The sequence below is a fragment of the Streptomyces sp. NPDC101490 genome (genome assembly GCF_044767145.1).
GTDB lineage: Bacteria > Actinomycetota > Actinomycetes > Streptomycetales > Streptomycetaceae > Streptomyces.
The window spans coordinates 115,398-133,054 of sequence record NZ_JBIWNI010000007.1; the positions used below are offsets into that span (position 1 = coordinate 115,398).

16 protein-coding genes are annotated in these 17,657 nt (G+C 75.6%); 7 read left to right on the forward strand and 9 right to left on the reverse strand.

Annotated features, from left to right (window positions below):
* Window positions 1-71: 71 nt before the first annotated feature.
* The 3 genes from ACIRQY_RS16815 to ACIRQY_RS16825 all read right to left on the reverse strand — a co-directional run bounded on the left by ACIRQY_RS16815 (window position 72) and on the right by ACIRQY_RS16825 (window position 3,556).
* On the reverse strand, window positions 72-1,382 hold the full coding sequence (locus ACIRQY_RS16815) for an FAD-dependent oxidoreductase (protein WP_403926136.1): 1,311 nt from the start codon (window positions 1,380-1,382) through the stop codon (window positions 72-74).
* A gap of 119 nt (window positions 1,383-1,501) precedes the next feature.
* A complete protein-coding gene (locus ACIRQY_RS16820; RefSeq protein ID WP_403926139.1) occupies window positions 1,502-2,983 on the reverse strand; it encodes a PE-PGRS family protein in 1,482 nt (493 codons plus the stop codon).
* Window positions 2,984-3,208: 225 nt separating this feature from the next.
* Window positions 3,209-3,556, reverse strand: coding sequence for a helix-turn-helix domain-containing protein (locus ACIRQY_RS16825; RefSeq protein ID WP_351783852.1), 348 nt, complete (start codon window positions 3,554-3,556; stop codon window positions 3,209-3,211).
* A 122-nt stretch (window positions 3,557-3,678) separates the two neighbouring features.
* On the opposite strand from ACIRQY_RS16825, the gene ACIRQY_RS16830 reads away from it, so the two are divergent.
* Both ACIRQY_RS16830 and ACIRQY_RS16835 read left to right on the forward strand, forming a co-directional pair.
* Window positions 3,679-4,764 carry an NADH:flavin oxidoreductase/NADH oxidase gene (locus ACIRQY_RS16830; protein ID WP_403926142.1) on the forward strand — a complete coding sequence of 362 codons (1,086 nt, stop codon included), beginning with the start codon at window positions 3,679-3,681 and terminating at the stop codon, window positions 4,762-4,764.
* 123 nt (window positions 4,765-4,887) lie between these two features.
* Window positions 4,888-5,970, forward strand: coding sequence for a WD40/YVTN/BNR-like repeat-containing protein (locus tag ACIRQY_RS16835; protein WP_403926145.1), 1,083 nt, complete (start codon window positions 4,888-4,890; stop codon window positions 5,968-5,970).
* A 118-nt stretch (window positions 5,971-6,088) separates the two neighbouring features.
* Here the strand turns inward: ACIRQY_RS16835 and ACIRQY_RS16840 are convergent, their stop codons facing one another.
* Window positions 6,089-6,766, reverse strand: coding sequence for a uracil-DNA glycosylase (locus tag ACIRQY_RS16840; protein ID WP_351783846.1), 678 nt, complete (start codon window positions 6,764-6,766; stop codon window positions 6,089-6,091).
* 173 nt (window positions 6,767-6,939) lie between these two features.
* On the opposite strand from ACIRQY_RS16840, the gene ACIRQY_RS16845 reads away from it, so the two are divergent.
* Window positions 6,940-7,893: a BadF/BadG/BcrA/BcrD ATPase family protein gene (locus tag ACIRQY_RS16845; protein WP_403926489.1), complete on the forward strand. Its 954-nt coding sequence runs from the start codon at window positions 6,940-6,942 to the stop codon at window positions 7,891-7,893.
* A 202-nt stretch (window positions 7,894-8,095) separates the two neighbouring features.
* Complete coding sequence (locus ACIRQY_RS16850) at window positions 8,096-9,016, forward strand: hypothetical protein (RefSeq protein ID WP_351783844.1); 921 nt, start codon at window positions 8,096-8,098, stop codon at window positions 9,014-9,016.
* 124 nt (window positions 9,017-9,140) lie between these two features.
* Here the strand turns inward: ACIRQY_RS16850 and ACIRQY_RS16855 are convergent, their stop codons facing one another.
* The 4 genes from ACIRQY_RS16855 to ACIRQY_RS16870 all read right to left on the reverse strand — a co-directional run bounded on the left by ACIRQY_RS16855 (window position 9,141) and on the right by ACIRQY_RS16870 (window position 14,133).
* Window positions 9,141-10,196 (reverse strand): lactonase family protein, encoded by a 1,056-nt coding sequence (locus ACIRQY_RS16855; protein ID WP_403926149.1) that lies wholly within the window; start codon window positions 10,194-10,196, stop codon window positions 9,141-9,143.
* A gap of 178 nt (window positions 10,197-10,374) precedes the next feature.
* A complete protein-coding gene (locus ACIRQY_RS16860) occupies window positions 10,375-11,877 on the reverse strand; it encodes an FUSC family protein (RefSeq protein WP_403926492.1) in 1,503 nt (500 codons plus the stop codon).
* A gap of 339 nt (window positions 11,878-12,216) precedes the next feature.
* On the reverse strand, window positions 12,217-13,362 hold the full coding sequence (locus tag ACIRQY_RS16865) for an RNA polymerase sigma factor (RefSeq protein WP_403926152.1): 1,146 nt from the start codon (window positions 13,360-13,362) through the stop codon (window positions 12,217-12,219).
* Window positions 13,363-13,725: 363 nt separating this feature from the next.
* Window positions 13,726-14,133: a YciI family protein gene (locus tag ACIRQY_RS16870; RefSeq protein WP_351783836.1), complete on the reverse strand. Its 408-nt coding sequence runs from the start codon at window positions 14,131-14,133 to the stop codon at window positions 13,726-13,728.
* A gap of 155 nt (window positions 14,134-14,288) precedes the next feature.
* Here ACIRQY_RS16870 and ACIRQY_RS16875 point away from each other — a divergent pair, with 155 nt between their 5' ends.
* From ACIRQY_RS16875 to ACIRQY_RS16885, 3 genes are all read left to right on the forward strand, one after another.
* Window positions 14,289-14,786: an Lrp/AsnC family transcriptional regulator gene (locus tag ACIRQY_RS16875; RefSeq protein ID WP_351783834.1), complete on the forward strand. Its 498-nt coding sequence runs from the start codon at window positions 14,289-14,291 to the stop codon at window positions 14,784-14,786.
* A 157-nt stretch (window positions 14,787-14,943) separates the two neighbouring features.
* Complete coding sequence (locus ACIRQY_RS16880; RefSeq protein WP_351783832.1) at window positions 14,944-15,339, forward strand: helix-turn-helix transcriptional regulator; 396 nt, start codon at window positions 14,944-14,946, stop codon at window positions 15,337-15,339.
* Window positions 15,340-15,460: 121 nt separating this feature from the next.
* Window positions 15,461-16,078, forward strand: coding sequence for a DinB family protein (locus ACIRQY_RS16885; protein ID WP_403926156.1), 618 nt, complete (start codon window positions 15,461-15,463; stop codon window positions 16,076-16,078).
* Window positions 16,079-16,163: 85 nt separating this feature from the next.
* On the opposite strand, the gene ACIRQY_RS16890 is transcribed toward ACIRQY_RS16885, so the two are convergent.
* Window positions 16,164-17,567, reverse strand: coding sequence for a ricin-type beta-trefoil lectin domain protein (locus ACIRQY_RS16890; RefSeq protein WP_403926159.1), 1,404 nt, complete (start codon window positions 17,565-17,567; stop codon window positions 16,164-16,166).
* Window positions 17,568-17,657 lie beyond the last annotated feature (90 nt).

Below are 17,657 nucleotides of genomic sequence, written 5' to 3' on the forward strand. Positions count from 1 at the left end.
GTCGGTGCCTTGGTGTCGTCGGCGTCGGCGTCGGCGACACGGCCGCGCGTACGGCGGGGGGGGGCCGTCTGTCAGCCGCCGAGCAGCGTCCTGGCGGTGCGGTAGAGCACCCGGGGGCCGGTGAGGGCCCTGGGACGTTCCAGCATGTGGAGCACCCTCATATAGGTCTCGTTGACCTCGGGATCCGTCACGGACGCCTCGGTGATCCCGTCCGCGACCCGCTTGAGGACCGTGTAGCCGCGCGGGTAGGGCCCCGTGACGTGCGGCTGGGCGAGGTCGGCGGTCGTGGACAGTTCCCAGGCCGCGTCGACGAACACTCCGGCCGTGCGGAAGTAGCGCAGGGCGGGTTCGCCGCCGCGCGCGCCCGACCGCAGGTGCGCGTGGAGCGAGGCGGCCTGGAGCGTGGCCAGGGTCAGCCCCTGCCCGTAGACGGGGTTCACGGTCGCCAGCGCGTCGCCGATGACGACCAGACCGGCCGGGAAGCGGGTCAGGTCGCCGTACCGTCGGCGCCTGCTCTCCGCGAAGGTGAACGGCTCGACGTCACCGAGCGGTTCGCACACCTCGGCGACCTCGCGGAACGGCGCGACGCACCGCTTCAGCCGGGCGAGGAACTCCGCCGGGTCCTTGCCGGGCTTGTGGTCGGCGTACCCGGCGAGCAGGACGGACCAGGTGTCCCCCTCGACCGCCGCCAGCGCGCCGGGCTCGATCACGGTGGGCAGGTATCCGCTCCTCGGGCCCGGCATGGAGTGGGCGATCACCGTGCCCGGAAGTTCTCCGCCACGGGCGAACCGGGCGGTGGCGTAGCCGAGGTCCACCCGCATCCGGTCCACCGGGGCGGCCTGCCAGCCCGCGCCGGTCAGCCACGCCCCGAGGCGGCTGGAGCGTCCCATGGCGTCGACGACGAGGTCGGCCGTCAGCTCCGTCTCCGGCTCGCCGTGCGCCGCGATCCGCGCGCCGAGGACACGGCGGGGGCCGAAGAGGAGCCCCCGGGCCGTGGCGCGTTCCACCCTGACGTTCCCCAGGGCGGTGACCCGGCGCCGGACGTGCCGCTCGATGAACGGGCGGGTCGCGCCGAGCATCCGGATGCCGGGGACGGGCACCTTGAGCCGTCCGTCCACGTAGAACCGGATCGCGTCGCCCTGTCCGAGGTGCGCCCCGCCGTCGGTCAGCTCCCGGGTGATGCCGGGGAACAGCTTCTCCAGCTGGGCGTGCCCCATGCCGAGGAAGGCGTGCAGCTGGCCCCGGTGGGGCGCGCCGGGGCCCGTGGCGTCCTCGTCGAGCGGATCGGGTTCGACGAGGACGACCTCGTCGGCGTACTCGCTCAGGACCCGGGCGGCGAGCAGTCCGGCGAAGCTTCCCCCCAGCACCACGGCACTTCGCACGTCGCTCCCCCGTCCGGCCGGTCACGCGGCCCCGTTCGACCGGACCGCGCCTCCGCGTCGGTCCGCGCCCCAGGACGGTACCGCGCGCGGGCTGCCCGGCACCGCGGATCGACGCGGATTCACCCCCGGACCACGGCGGTGAGGACATCGGTGATCCGCCGCATCACCGGGAACGGGAGCGCGGGGTTGCGGATCGCGTGCCCGGCGGTCTCCGGGTCGAGCAGCAACCGCAGGAGGACGTCCCCCGGGAGGCCGGGGTGCCGGGCGGCGAAGGCGCGGACGCTGGAGTCGGGATCCTCGACGAGCCGGGCGGCGGCCGTCGGGGAGAGCCTCGGGTCCCGCGCCGCGTCCCGCCGGACCTCCTCGGACGGGTCGCGGCTGAACTCCTCGACGAGCGCCCCGCTGGCCTCGGGGTCGCTGAGGGCGAGCCGCCGCAGCCGGGGGGCCGGGTCGGTGGTGAAGCGGAGCAGTCCGGCGCGGGGGAAGCGGGGGTGGCTGCGGGGCCGGTCGGGATGGCTGAGGCTGCCGGTCCACCAGTGCCAGACCTCCAGGAGCATCTCGGCGGGCGCGTCCTCGCAGGACTCGGCGAGGAACAGCCGCACGGCCCGGTGCTCGTCGCGGGCGAGCCGGGCGGCGGCGTCCGGGGGGAGGCGCCGGGCGCGGGCGACGCTGCCGCGGACGTACGGGTGGGAGGAGGCGGCGAGGCGGCGCATGGCCCCGGGGTCGTCGTGCAGGGCGACGACCCAGGGCAGGGCGTGGGGCCACCTGCCCGTGGTGTCGAGGTCGACGCGGACGGCCGCGCGCCGTTCCTCGGTCAAGTCGGGGCGCAGGGCGATCCGGTGCCGGACGTACGGGTCGGGGTCCTCGGCGAGCAGGGCGGTCCCGGCCGGGGGCAGATCGGGGTGGTCGGCGATCCGGCCGCGTACCTCCGGGTCCTCGTGGGCGGCGAGCCGCAGCGCGAGCGAGGGGTGGAGACGGCAGCGGTCGAGGTCGGGGAAGCCGGGGCCGCCGAGGAGTCCGAGGGTGCGCTCGTCGAGGGGTTCGTCGCGGTGGCGGCGGACCAGCGCGGCGGTGCGGACCTTCCCGGCGGGGTCGGTGAGCAGGGTCTCGCGGGCGTCGGGGCCGAGGTGGTCCCAGGCGGGGGCGCAGGCCGCGGCCCGTACGGCGGGGTCGGGGTCGGCGGCGAGGGCGCGCAGGAGCCCGGCGCCGAGTCCGGGCAGCGGGGCGGTCTCGGCGCGGACGAGCGCCGAGGGGTCGGCGGCGAGCCGGGCCAGGGTCTCCGGGGCGAGGACGTCCCCGGAGCGGACGGCGTCCTCGACGAAGAACGACCGTACGGCGGCGGAGGGTTCGGCGCGCAGATGGCGGTCCCACTGGGCGGGGGTGAGGGGGTGCCGGGCGTCGGAGAGGGCGCCGCGCACGCGCCGCTCGGGGTGGCCCGCGGCGGCGTCGACGACGGCCGGCGGCAGATCGGTGCGCAGGAGGAAGCTCGGATGGAGGGGCAGGAGGCGGATCAACAGGTCTTCCGGGACGGCCCGGTTGAGGCCGAGCCACTCCCAGCCGCGCACCGGCGTCCCGAACTCCTCGTACACGCCCTGCTCCACGCGTCCCCGACCTTCCGCCGTACCGTGCCGCCCGACCGCCCGCCGTACCGCCGTACCGCCGTACCGCCGTACCGCCGTAGGCCATTGTGCCGCTCACACGAGCGTCGGGCCGGGCGGGGGCGGGCCGCTCGCGTCGGGCACGGGAGAGTCGGTGGATCCGGCCGTCAGGCATGAACGGGCGGGCTCCCCGGCCGTCAGGCAAGGACGGGGCGGTGTCTCCGGCCGTCAGGCCGTGCCGTTCTCGCGGGTGGCCTGGGCCTCGGCCGCCGTCAGTACGGCGTCGAGGAGGCCGGGGAACAGGGCGTCGAGGTCTTCCCCGCGCAGGGCGTTGAGCTTGGCGGTGCCCCGGTACGTCTGCCGGATGACCCCGCCCTCGCGCAGGACCCGGAAGTGGTGCGTGGTCGTGGACTTGGTCACCGGGAGGTCGAAGTACGAGCAGCTCAGTTCGGCGTCCTCGCGGGCCATCTCGCGCACGATCCGCAGCCGCACCGGGTCCGAGAGGGCGTGCAGCACGGCTTCCAGGCGGATCTCGTCCCGCTCGGGGTGGTCGAGGGCGCGGGCGGCGGTCGTCATGGCGGCGGCTCCACTTCATCCGGGTACCCCCATGGTACGAGAACTCTCGTAGTTTGACAGATCCCGTACTACGATGAGTACCGTACTAACGTCCTCGCAAGGCATCCGAAACGGAGTCCGTCATGAGCGTCGCCCTGTTCGAGCCCTACACCCTGCGCTCCCTCACCGTGCCCAACCGGGTCTGGATGGCGCCCATGTGCCAGTACCTCGCCGCGACGACAGGACCCGGCACGGGGGTCGCCACGGACTGGCACTTCGCCCACTACGCCGCCCGCGCCACCGGCGGCACCGGGCTCGTGCTCGTCGAGGCGACCGCCGTCTCCCCCGAGGGCAGGATCACCCCGGCGGACCTCGGCCTGTGGAACGACGCCCAGACCGAGGGCCTGCGACGGATCGCCTCCTTCCTCAAGGAACAGGGCACGGTCGCCGGGATCCAGATCGGACACGCGGGCCGCAAGGCGTCCACGGAACGCCCCTGGGAGGGCCGCGGACCGGTCCCCGAGGGCGGCGGCGGCTGGCAGCCCGTCGCCCCCAGCCCCGTCCCGTACGCCGAGAGCCACCCCGTGCCGGCCGAGCTGACCACCGCGCGCGTCCGGGAGATCACCGGACAGTTCGCGGACGCGGCCCGCCGCGCCCTCGACGCGGGCTTCCAGGTCGTCGAGGTGCACGGCGCCCACGGCTACCTCATCGGCGAGTTCCTCTCCCCGCACAGCAACCACCGCACCGACGAGTACGGCGGCTCCTTCGAGAACCGCACCCGGTTCGCCCTGGAGGTCGTCGACGCCGTCCGGGCGGTCTGGCCCGAGGAACTCCCGCTGTTCTTCAGGATCTCGGCCACCGACTGGCTGGACGAGCACGGCTGGACGGCCGACGACACCGTACGGTTCGCCGCGCTGCTCCGCGCCCACGGCGTGGACCTCCTGGACGTCTCCAGCGGTGGCAACGGCGGCCCCGCCCGCATCCCCACCGGCCCCGGCTACCAGGTGCCCTTCGCCGCCCGCGTCAAGGCGGAGACCGGGCTGCCGGTGGCCGCCGTCGGCCTCATCACCGAGAGCGGACAGGCCGAGAAGATCCTCGCGAACGGCGAGGCCGACGTGGTCCTCCTCGGCCGCGAACTGCTCCGCGACGCCTCCTGGGCCCGCCGCGCCGCCCGCGAACTCGGCGCGCAGGCCCCCGCCGCCCCGCCCTCGTACGCCTGGGCGATCTGAGGAGGCCGGAGCCTCCCGTCACCGACGGCGAGAAGCGTGACCCGGGGTGTCCGGGGGCCGTTGTCGGTGCCCGGGTGCAGACTGGCCGGTATCCGCGACAACGGCGTCCTGGAGGTGGCAGCCATGCCCGACGTACTCCTCACCGTGGGCACCCGCAAGGGGCTCTTCATCGGCCGCAGACACGACGGCCGCTGGGAGTTCGACGATCCGGCCTTCCCCGCGCAGGCCGTGTACTCCGTCGCCGTCGACACCCGGGGCCCCGTCCCGCGCCTCCTCGTCGGCGGGGACAGCGCCCACTGGGGCCCGTCCGTCTTCCACTCCGACGACCTCGGCCGGACGTGGACCGAACCGGCCCGGCCCGCCGTCAGGTTCCCCGAGGACACCGGCGCCTCCCTGGAGCGGGTCTGGCAGCTCCACCCGGCACCCGCGCACTCCCCGCGCGTGGTGTACGCCGGGACGGAACCGGCCGCCCTCTTCCGGTCGGCGGACGGCGGCGAGTCCTTCGACCTGGTCCGCCCCCTCTGGGAGCACCCGACCAGGTCCCGCTGGGTGCCCGGCGGGGGCGGCGAGGCCGTGCACACCGTGGTCACCGATCCCCGCGACCCGGCGGCGCTGACGGTCGCCGTGTCCACCGCCGGAGTGTTCCGCTCACGGGACGGCGGGGTCGACTGGGACCCCTCGAACGACGGGGTGTCCGCCGTGTTCCTGCCGGACCCGCACCCCGAGTTCGGCCAGTGCGTCCACAAGATCGCCCAGGACGCCGCCGATCCGGACCGGCTCTACCTGCAGAACCACTGGGGCGTCTTCCGCAGCGACGACGGCGGTGCCCACTGGTCCGACATCGGCTCCGGGCTCCCCTCCGACTTCGGCTTCGCGGTCGCCGCCCACCCGCACCGGCGGGACACCGCGTACGTCTTCCCCATCACCGCCGACTCCGACCGGGTCCCGGCCGGCCGCCGGTGCCGGGTCTACCGGACCACCGACGCCGGGACGAGCTGGCAGCCGCTCACCGAAGGGCTGCCCGGGGGCGACCACTACGGCACGGTGCTGCGGGACGCGCTGTGCACGGACGACGCGGACCCGGCGGGCGTGTACTTCGGCAACCGCAACGGCGAGGTGTACGCCAGCGCCGACGACGGCGACACCTGGCGGCTGCTCGCCGAGCACCTGCCGGACGTCCTGTGCGTCCGGGCGGCGGTCGTCTGAGCACGGCACCCGCCCGCACACGTGGCCCCTCAGGACACGGGACCTCTCCGCACGTCGGCCCGGGGACCTCCGGGGCGGGCGCGCCCCGGAGCGACAGGGCCCCGGGGCGGCCGGAGCCTCAGGGCAGGCGCCAGTCCACCGGCTGCGCGCCCAGCCCCAGCAGCAGTTCGTTGGCGCGGCTGAACGGGCGGGAGCCGAAGAAGCCCCGGTCCGCCGACATCGGCGAGGGGTGCGCCGACTCGATCGCGGGCAGGTCCCCGAGGAGCGGGCGGGCGTTCCGCGCGTCCCGGCCCCACAGGATCGACACCATCGGCTTGCCCCGGGCGGCGAGCGCGCGGATCGCCTGCTCGGTCACCTCTTCCCAGCCCTTGCCCCGGTGGGCGGCGGGCTTGCGCGGGGCCGTGGTCAGTGCCCTGTTGAGCAGCAGGACGCCCTGCCGGGTCCACGGGGTCAGATCGCCGTTGGACGGCCGGGGCAGTCCCAGATCCGTGTGCAGCTCCCGGAAGATGTTCTCCAGGCTGCCCGGCAGGGAGCGGACCTCGGGGGCGACCGCGAAGCTCAGCCCTATGGCCATCCCCGGTGTCGGATAGGGGTCCTGACCCACGATCAGGACCCGGACGTCGTCGAAGGGCTGCTGGAAGGCCCGGAGCACGTTCTGCCCCGACGGCAGGTACGTCCGGCCCGCCGCGATCTCCCCCCTGAGGAAATCGCCCATCTCCGCCACTCGCCCCGCGACGGGGCTCAAGGCCTCCGCCCAGCCGGGCTCCACCAGTTCGTTCAAGGGTCGCGCTGCCACGGTCCGTCACTCTACCGGCCTACAGTGACACCGTGAACGAGCCCGCCGCCCCGCCGCGGCCCGCCGAAGCCCCCGGGACCACCACGCCGTTCCCGCCCTCCGTTCCCGCCGCGCCGGGCCCGCGTTCCGGGCCCGCCGGAGTCCCCGCGCGGCCCGGCGGTCTGGTCGTCGGGATCGACTCCGGCGGCTCCGGACTCCGCGTCGCGCTGGCCGAGGCGGCGAGCGGCGCGGTCCTCGGCACCCGGGCCACCCGGGAACCGGTGCGGACCGGCCCCGGCGGGATCTCCGCCCGGCACTTCCTGGACCAGGTCCTGCCCGCCGTCGCCGCCCTCACCGAGCCCCACGGCTCCCGCCCGCTCGTCGCGGTGGCCGTCGGCGCCGCCGGAATGGCCACCCTCGGCGACGAACTGCGGGCCGCGCTGCCCGGCGCGCTCGCGGCCGCCTGGGGCGTCCGGCGGCTCGCCCTCGCGGCCGACGCGGTCACCGCGTACGCCGGGGCGCTCGGCCAGCGGCCCGGCGCGGTCGTCGCGGGCGGCACCGGCATGATCGCCCTCGGCACGGACCTGGCAGGCTGGCGACGGGCGGACGGCTGGGGACACCTCCTCGGCGACTGCGGCAGCGGCGCGTGGATCGGCCGGGCCGGTCTCGACGCGGCGATGCGCGCGTACGACGGGCGGCGGGGCGGCTCGGCCGCGCTCCTGGCCCGCGCCGAGCAGCTGTTCGGTCCGGTCGCGGGGCTGCCGGGCGCGCTCTACCCCCGGACGGACCGGCCCGCCGTGCTCGCCTCCTTCGCCCCCGAGGTGGGCCGGTGCGCCGCCGAGGACCCGGTGGCGGCGGACGTGCTCGCACGGGCCGCCGGGCACATCGCCGAGGCGGCGGCGGCCGTCTGCCCCGCCGGACCCGGGGCCCTGGTCGCCCTGACGGGCGGACTGTTCAGGATGGGCGACCCGCTGCTCGTACCCCTGCGAACGGCTCTGCGGGAGCTCCTCCCGCACGCCCGGACCACGGACCCGGCCGGTGACCCGCTCGCCGGGGCGGTGACGCTCGCCGCCGCGCTCGCCACCGGGACGCTGCGGCTGCCGGAGGACGGGACGCTGCTGTGCCTCCACGGCGACGGCACGGACTGACGGACCGGCCGGGAGACCGCCGACCGCACCGCGGCACACCGTCCCGGCGATGCCGATCCGACCAGGGCCCGGGGCATTTTCCCAGGTCGGAGGTGGTGCAGCGAACTCACGTCAAGGACAGGTGGGGACATAGGGGGGCAGAAGGCGCGAGGTCGTACCTCAGCCGACGGCGCACCGGGCGAAACCAGTAACATGCGGCGCCATGAGCTCCCCCAATGGGCCTGCTTCGGGCCTGCCTGTACGAATGCCTCGACCCCGTCAGTCCGGGCGGCACCGTCGCCCCGAGCCCGCGGCGGCGCCCGAGGGCGCTCCCGCACTGGTTCTCGCCGTACCCGGCGCTCCGTCCGCCGCCATACGCTCACTGGCCGAGGAGGTCGTGAGCATCGCCCGTTCCGAGCTGCCCGGCCTGGAGGCCCTGATCGGCTTCCTGGAGGGCGACGACACGGAGTACGCCTCGCTCCAGGGCGCCCTCGCGGCGGCCGAGTCGCTGCGCGTCCAGCGGTACGAGCTGGCCGTGGCCGCGGGCCGTGAGGCCACCGCCCCGACGGGCCCGGCCGCCGTGGTCGTCCCGCTGCTCGCGGGCCCGGACAGCGCGCAGACCCGGCTGGTGCGCCAGGCCGTCATGGACGCGGGCAACACCGCCGAGCTGACCGACGTCCTCGGCCCGCACCCGCTGCTCGCCGAGGCGCTGCACGTGCGCCTCTCCGAGGCGGGGCTCGCCCGCGCCGACCGTGCCCGGCTCTTCACGGTCGCCACGGCCGCCGACGGCATCATCCTCGCCACCGTGGGCGGCGAGGAGGCCGTGCAGGCCGCCGGGATCACCGGGATGCTGCTCGCCGCGCGGCTCGCCGTCCCGGTGATGGCCGCCGCGCTCGACCAGGAGGGTTCGATCGCCTCGGTCGCCGACCAGCTGCGGGCCTCCGGTTCGGCGCAGCTGGCGCTGGCCCCGTACCTGATCGGCCCGGAGCTGGCCGACGGTCTGCTGGACGAGGCCTCGAAGGAGGCCGGTTGCGCCTCCGCCGAGGCGCTGGGCGCCTACCCGGCGATCGGCAAGCTGGTGCTCTCGCAGTACTCGGCCACGCTGGGCATCCCGCCGCAGCCGCAGGGGGCCGCCGCCCACTGAGGCGCGGTACGCGAAGGGGCCCGCACCGGATGATGCCCGGTGCGGGCCCCTTCGCGTACGCCCGCCGGGCCTGGCCGCTCCTCCGGGTGCGCCGCGGAGGCTCCCGGCCCCCGCTCGTGCGCCGTCAGCCGAGGACGACGCAGGAGGCCGCCGGGGCCTCGACCGAACCCGCTCGCTCGGGGACGCCGGTCTCGGGGTCGAGGGTGAACCAGGTGACGTCGCCGGAGCGCTCGTTCGCCGCGTACAGCCGCCGTCCGGCCGGGTCGAGCGTCAGGTCGCGGGGCCAGGTGCCGCCGCAGGGCACGGAGGCGACCAGCCGGGCACGGGCGCCGTCCTCGTCGAGGGCGAGCACGGCGAGGGTGTCGTCGCCGCGCACGGCCGCCCAGAGGAAGCGCCCGCCGGGATCGGCGACGACCTCGGACGGGTAGCTGGGCCCGGTGGCGCCCTCGGGTACGACCGGGACCTCCGCGAGCGGTTCGAGGAGGCCCGCCGGGGCGTCCCAGCGGCAGACGGTGAGGGTCGGCTCCAGCTCGTTCAGGACGTACGCGTACCCGCCGCCCGGGTGGAAGACCAGATGGCGCGGTCCGGTGCCGGGGCGCAGGGCGGTCTCGCCGTGCGGGGTGAGCGCCCCGGTCGTGGCGTCGAGGGCGCAGACCCGTACGGAGTCGGTGCCGAGGTCCACGCTGACGATCCACCGGCCGCTGGGGTCGGGGAGCACCTGGTGGGCGTGCGGGGCGGCCTGGCGGGCGGTGACGGGGCCGCTGCCCTCGTGCCGGAGGACCGCGGTGGCGGGGCGGGCGGTGCCGTCCTCGGCCAGCGGCAGCACCGTGACGCTGCCGGAGGTGTAGTTGGCGGTGACGAGGTGTCCGGCGGCGAGCGCCAGGTGGGTGGGGGCGGCGCCGTCGACGGGCACGGGGCCGCCGAGCGGGCGGGGGGCGGGGCCCGTGACGTCGAACGCGGCCACGGCCCCCTCCCCGGTCTCGGACACGGCGTACAGCACGGGGCCCGCGAGGGCGAGGAACGAGGGGTCGGCGACGGCGTCGCTGCCGCCGGTGACGGTCAGGGCGCCGGTCGCGGCGTCGACGTCGGCGGCGAGGACGCCGAGACCGCCCGCCGAGGTGAAGGAGCCGATGTACGCCCGTACGGCGTTCCGGTCGCGATCCGTCCCTGTGCCGCTCATGGCGTGTCCCCTGATCCCCGGGGCCGGTCGTGGTCGGCCGGCCCGCCATGGCCGACGGCCCGGCCGACGGCTGTCGGGCCGGGGCGGCGGGGCCGTGATCGGCCTTCGTGCGGCAGACGGTAGCAGGCGGTCTAGACCAGCTGGGGGAGGTGGGGTGGGCGGGCCCGGCACCCGGCGGTCAGGAGCGTACGAGCAGCGAGCCGGGCGGGGTCCGCAGCGGCTCGTCGAGGGCGGCGAGGAGCTTCTCCAGGCCGCTGACGTGCCCGAGCGCGGCCTGTCCGTGGGCGGCGTTCGCCCCGTGGGCGGCGGGGGCCGTCCATCCGGCCCCGGGGCCGTCGCCCGGGGTGGTGAGCCGCTCGACGGCGGCCTCGACGCGCCAGCAGGCCGCCGCGAGCCGGGCGTCGTGGCTCGCGGCGGGGTCGGCCGCGACCGCCGTGAGGCCGCGCACCTCGGCCGCGCACTCGTCGAGGAGGGCGAGGACCCGCCGGGCGCGGGCCTTCCGGCCGGGGAACGGACTCAGCGGGTGCACCAGCGGCGCCAGCGAGAGCCGCACCCGGCCCAGGAGGAGCTCCAGTTCGGCGGCGTGCGGCGCCGGGTCGGCGTCCGGGTCGCCGGAGAGGCGGCGCAGCGAGGCGGAGGTGGCGGCGCGGACGCCGTTGAGGGCGCGCTGGATCCACGCGTCGTTGACCGCGTGGGTGGTGACGGGAAGGATCAGCAGCACGGCGAGCGCGGCGGCCACCGCGCCGACGGCGGTCTCCTCCACGCGCAGCACCAGGAGGGCCGGGTCGAGGACGCCGAGGAGCCCGTAGAGCAGGCCGGCCATCACGGTGACGGCCAGCATCATCCAGCTGTACGAGACCGCGGCCGTGTAGAAGATCCCGAAGACGCAGAGCGCGACCAGGACGGCCGTCGGCGCCGGTGCCCCGTGGAGCGGGATGGCGACGACCATGCCGACGGCGACGCCGATGACCGTGCCCAGGACCCGGCGGAAGCCGCGTACCAGCGTCTCGCCCCGCGACACGGTGTTCACGAAGATCCACCAGGTGGTGCCGACGGCCCAGTACCAGCGGTCCTCGGACAGCACCTGGCCGATGCCCAGGGCCACCGCGCACGCGGCCGTCGCCTGGATCGCCTGCCGGGTGGTCACCCGGGCGAAACCGGTGCCGGGCAGCGGGGCGGGCGCGGCGGCGGGCGGGATGCGGCGTTCCAGCGGCCAGAGGACGAAGCGGACCGTGCCCGCGGCGGCCAGCGCGATGCCCACGGCGGCGTACAGCTCGGGGAGCTGCGAGGGGACGGCGTGCAGGAACTGGGTGGCGAAGAAGTTCATGAAGGCGAAAATGCCGAGCGCGTGCCCCCGGGGGCCCCAGCGCCGGGCGTAGACCCCGCAGAGGACCACCGCGAGGAAGGTGGCGTCCCGCAACGGTGTGAGGTCGTGCAGCACGGTGGCGAGGGCGAGGACGGGGAAGCCCGCGACCGGGAGGAGCAGGGTCGTGAGGCGCTGCGCGGGGACGGTGGCGTCCATGACGGTGAACAGCGCGAGCAGCGCGGCCAGCCCGCCGGTGATCGAGGCGGTGAGCGAGAGTCCGGCGAGTTCCGCCAGGGCGACGGCGAGCGCGATGCCCACGACGGCCCGCAGCGCGGTCCTGAATCTGACGAGCCCGGGATCGGGCGCCACGAAAATCTTCCTCACGGCGGTCCGCCGCCCCCTTGTCTCGCACTCGCCCGTCCTGGCGTCCCGGGGTGGTGGGCGCTCGCGGACACGACGAAGGCGCCGCGCTCCGGACCGGCCTCGTCGCCGGACCGGCGCCGCGCGGCGCCGAAAGTACCTGGATGCGCCAAGGAGAACATCCGGGTGGCGGTTGGCTCAACTCGACGCCGGTCCACTGGGCCATTGGCCCGGTGTATACGCCTGAAGCTGGTCCATGGGGCGGCCAACGGACCACTCGGCCGACCGGTGATGCTTCCCTTCCCTAGGGCGGGTACGTGCCGGTTTCCCGTGCCCTTCGTCGGCGGGCGGCCGTCAGCGGGGCAGGAGGGCATTGAGCCGGGCCGCCCGGCGGGTCAGATGGTCGCGTTCGGCGAGGTTGGACGCCTTGCGGGCGGCTTCGGCGTAGAGCCGGGCGGCGGTCGTCAGATCCCCGGCGCGCTCGTGGAGGTACGCCGCCGCGGCGGCGTGCCGGGGCAGCCCCTCGTCCAGTTCCGCGAGCGCCGCGAGCCCGGCGCGCGGACCGTCGGCCTCCCCGACGGCCACCGCGCGGTTGAGCCGGACGACCGGGCTGTCGGTCAGCAGGGCGAGTTCGTCGTACCACTCGACGATCTGGGTCCAGTCGGTCTCCTCGGCGGTGGGCGCGTCGGCGTGCAGCGCCGCGATCGCCGCCTGCGCCTGGAACTGACCCAGCCGGTCGCGCGCGAGGGCCGTCTGGAGGATCTCCACGCCCTCCGTGATCGCCTCCGTGTCCCATCGGCTCCGGTCCTGCTCCGCGAGGGGTACGAGGCTGCCGTCGGGTGCGGTCCGCCCGGCACGCCGGGCGTGGTGCAGCAGCATCAGGGCGAGCAGCCCGGCCACCTCGGGGTGGTCGACCGAGGCGGCGAGGCGCCGGGTGAGCCGGACGGCCTCGGCCGCGAGGTCGACCTCGCCGGAGTAGCCCTCGTTGAACACCAGGTAGAGGACGCGCAGCACGGTGGAGAGGTCCCCGGGCCGGTCGAGGCGCACTCCGGAGACGGTCCGTTTGGCCCGGCTGATGCGCTGCGCCATGGTCGCCTCGGGGACCAGGTAGGCGCGGGCGATCTGCCGGGTGGTGAGCCCGCCGACGGCGCGCAGGGTGAGCGCGACCGCCGACGACGGCGTCAGGGAGGGGTGGGCGCAGAGGAAGTACAGCCGGAGCGTGTCGTCGGACCCCGGTACGGGGCCTGGTTCCGGTTCCTCCTCGACGAGGTCCTCCCTGCGGCGGCGGGCGGCGTCCGCCCGCGCCGCGTCGAGGAAGCGGCGCCAGGCCACCGTCACCAGCCAGCCCTTCGGTTCGCGCGGGGCCCCGGCGGGCCAGACGCGCAGGGCCTCGACCAGGGCGTCCTGGACGGCGTCCTCGGCCGCCGCGAAGTCGGCTCCGCGGCGGACGAGGACGGCGATGACGCCCGGGGTGAGGTCCCGCAGAAGGTTCTCGTCCACGGGCGGCGGGCCTCCGGGCGGGCGGTGGCCTCCGGCCGGTCCGTTCCCTTCGGCCGGGCGGTGGCGGCCGTGCTCGGCGGGGTCCGGGTCCGGGGCGCCCTGCGGCGCGGAGGCCAGGTGGGGCGCCGGGGGCTGGTGGGATGCCGGAGCCTGGTGGGAGACGGGGTCCGGGTGGGACACGGGGTCCGGATAGGACGCCGGATCCGGGTGGGATGCCAGGTCCGGACAGGACTCCGGATCCGGGTGGGACGTCGACTCCTCAGGCGGGGTCATGTGGGCTCCGTTCCCGGGGTTCGGACGGTCGTTCAGGAGTTCGGGCGGCCGTCCCCGGCCGCCCGGTCACTCGGTCACTCGGTCACTCGGTCACTCGGTGACGGTGGGCGGCTCGCTGAGGAAGGGGCGCAGTTCGAGCCATTCGTGGATGGGGCGCCCGCCCGCTCCGGGGGCCGCGGACAGTTCCCCGGCCAGTTCGACGGCCCGCTCGTAGCTGTCGACGTCGATCACCATCCAGCCCGCGATCAGGTCCTTGGTCTCGGCGAAGGGACCGTCGGTGACCGGCGGGCGTCCCTCGCCGTCGTACCGGACGAAGGTGCCCTCGGGTGCCAGCGCCTGTCCGTCGACGAACTCGCCGGTCCCTTCGAGACGGTCCGCGAAGTCCCGCATGTACTGCACGTGGGCCGTGATCTCCTCCGGCGTCCACCGCTCCATGGGCACGTCGTTGACCGCGGCCGGGGCGCCTCGGTAGTGCTTCAGCAGCAGGTACTTGGCCATGGTGTCGCTCCTCGGTGCTGTGCGGTCCGTTGTGAGCCGCTCTCACTCCGGGGACGGAGCGGGAAGCGGGTTCTCGACATCGCCGGGAAAAATTGTTCCGCTCTCGATCCGTACCAGAATGGGGCCGTCCGGAACGTGAAGGAGGACGACACGACATGACGGTGGACGCACTCGACACCCGCATCCTGCGGCTGCTGATCGAGCAGCCCCGGACCAGCGTGCGCGAGTACGCGCGGATCCTGGGCGTGGCGCGGGGCACCGTGCAGGCCAGGATCGACCGGCTGGAACGGGACGGGGTGATCACCGCGACCGGCCCGGTGCTCTCCCCCGCCGCCCTGGGCCATCCGGTCCTCGCCTTCGTGCACGTGGAGGTGACCCAGGGGCATCTGGACGAGGTCGGTGACGCGCTCGCGGGCGTGCCGGAGATCGTCGAGGCCTTCTCCATCACCGGCGGCGGTGACCTGCTGACCCGGGTGGTGGCCAGGGACGCGGGACATCTGGAGGACGTCATCCAGCGGCTCATCCAGCTGCCGGGCGTGGTCCGCACCCGCACCGAGATCGCCCTGCGCGAACGGGTGGCCCACCGGCTGCTGCCGCTGGTGGAAGCGGTGGGGCGGGGACGGGGGGCCGAGGGCGGGGGCAGTGGCGGGTGAGGCGGGCCCGACGGTCGCCGGGCGGGCAGGCGGGGGCGCTCGACGGCCGGGAGCGCGGAGGCGAGGGCCGGAGCCTCGGTGCCGGGTGCCTGGGGCGCGCGCAGGCCCGGGGGAACGCGCGGGCCGGGGGTTTCCGGCCACCCCCTAGGCTGACGCCATGCAGTCCTACACCATCGGGCAGGCGTCGCGTCTGCTGGGCGTGAGCCCCGACACCGTACGCCGCTGGGCCGACGCCGGGCGGGTTCCCACCCGGCGCGACGACAACGGCCGGCGCCTCATCGAGGGCCGTGACCTGGCCGCCTTCGCCGTCGAGGTCGGCCAGGGCGCCCAGGGCGAGGAGGACGTGTCGTACACCTCGGCGCGGAACGCGTTCCCCGGGATCGTGACCGCCGTGAAGCTGGGCGACATCGCGGCCCAGGTCGAGATCCAGGCGGGGCCGCACCGGCTGGTGTCGCTCCTCACCCGCGAGGCGGTCGAGGAACTGGGCCTGGAGGTCGGGATGCAGGCCACCGCGCGGGTGAAGTCGACGAGCGTGCACATCGACCGGACGTGAATCGACCGGCCGTGCGGGGCCGGGAGCGGACGGCCGCCCTCCGCCCGTAATTCGCGGGCGGGCGCGGCGGGGCCCGTGGCACAGTGCGACGGCCCTGTCCCCGTGCGATCCGGAGCGTCCGATGGCGGTACCCGCCCGACTCCTGCCCCTCCTCCAGCAGTTCGACTTCACGCGGAAGCGGCTGGTCGACCGGATGGCGGGCCCGGTGGTGGACAGCGGCAACGGCACGGACGTGCCGGTGGGGCCGATGACCGACGCGGAGTACCGGTGGGAGCCGGTGCCGGGCTGCTGGTCCGTACGACGGCACGCCGACGGCCCCGGTCCGGGCGCCGCCCTGCTCGTCGGCGCGGGCGACTGGGGCCGGGACACCGCTCCCCCGCCGCATCCCGTGCCGCCGCCGTTCACGACGATCGCCTGGCGGCTGAGCCACCTCGGCGAGATGCTCGCGCTGCGCGCCGACCACACGAACGGGGGCCATGCGCTGACCCGTGAGGCCTACGAGGCGGACGGTACGGCGGTGGGCGGCGTGGCGGCCTTCGAGACGGCGGCGGACGCCTGGCGCTCGGCACTGCTGTCCGCCGACGACACGGCACTCGACACGATCGGCCTCAGCACCTACCCGTACGGCAGCGACCCGGAGGACCCGTTCCTGGAGACCGTCTGGTGGGTGAACCAGGAACTCCTCCACCACGGCGCGGAGATCGCCCTGCTGCGCGACCTGTACCGGCTGCGGAACTGAGCGCGACCACCCGCCCGAAGCCCGAGCCGCCCTCCTGCCCGGCCCGCGGCGGCGGGGGCGCTCACGCCGGTGCGGCCCGCGTCGTTCAGGCGCCGCCCCAGCGCCAGTACAGCTCCGGGCGGCGTTCCGTGCCGCAGGGGGTGAGGGTCGGGCGGGGGTTCTGGTGGTCGGGGGAGTCCCAGGCGGGGGGAAGTTCGTGGTCGTCCTGGAACAGGCAGCGGTCGCCCTCGCCGACGATCCGCCAGGCCTCCCGTCGCCAGGTGTCGCTCTGCCACGGTTCACGCTTCCAGCGCTGCCCGTCGGCACCGCCGTCCGCGCAGTGCCCGAGGCCGACGGCGGGGGCGCGCGCGGTCAGGCAGAGGGTGCCGTCGAGCCGGGGGCGGACCGTGCCGTCGTCCCTCATGTCCCACCGCTGCGCGGCGGACCCGTCGCAGGCGCGCAGGCCGACCGGTTCGGGGGCTCCCGGCCCGGTGGCCGCGTGGAGGCACCGGGACGGGTCCCGCCCGGTGAAGTACGTCGTCCGGCCGATGTCACCGAGGAGTTCGCCCGTGCGCGGCGCCCGCTGGATCCGCTGGTACTCGCGGTGGATCCACAGCCTCCAGTCCCTCTGGAGCGGCCCCGGGTAGGCGGAGACGTTCGCGCAGGTGCCGGAGGCCCGGCATCTGCGGTGGGCGAGGTACCAGCGCGCCACCTCGTCCTTCTCGGCGGCGTCCGCGGCGGTGAGGTTCGGCCGGAGGGGTGACATCGTGTAGCCGAGGTAGGCGGTGACGGGGACTCCGAGCCCGTAACCCACCCGGCGGAAGTACCTGGCCCCGATGCCGTGGTCGGCGTGGTCGACGCGACCGCCGAGCCCGTACGCGAAGGACGCGTTGTCGTGGTCCATGACGAGCAGCCGCTCCGCCCCGCTCAGCCGGACCAGGGCCGACAGCACGGCGAGCAGACGCGTCTGCGTCCAGCGCTCGGTGCTCTGGAACGGTTCGACGCTCTGCCGCCGTCCGCTGAACAGGTTGAGCAGGCTGTCGGGCTCCTGGCCGTACGGGAGCCCGTCGTGCAGGTCGAGGAAGGTCAGCCGTACGTCGGCGGTCCTGGCGTCGTCCGCGAGCCGGTAGGACCGGACGCGCACCCCGTCCGCGTCCACGTCCGCCCGCTCCCAGTGACCGGCCGCGCCCGCCATGTCCGCGTAGGCCGCCCGTACCCCGTACTCCCTGCGGTCCACGTACTCCATCGCCCCGACGCGTTCGCGCTCGCCCGCGTCGCCCGCGGTCAGATAGACCGTGTCCACCCCGCACCCGGCGCGGAGGGTGTGCAGGATCTCCGGGTTGAAGAAGAACAGGTCGTCGTCGGGGTGCGCGACGCCGACCACCGTGCGACGGCACTGCGGCTGGCCCGTCGGGCGGGAGGCGGAGGCCGCCGCGCCCGGGTCGGCGGCACTCTCCGGTGCGGCGGAGCACGCGGAGGCGAGCAGGGCCCACAGGCCCAGCAGGGCCACCACGGCAGGGGGGCGGGGCCGACCGCCGGTACGACGACGTCCTCGACCGCGCGCCCACGCCCTCTTCCGTCCGCTTCCGCCCATGCCGTC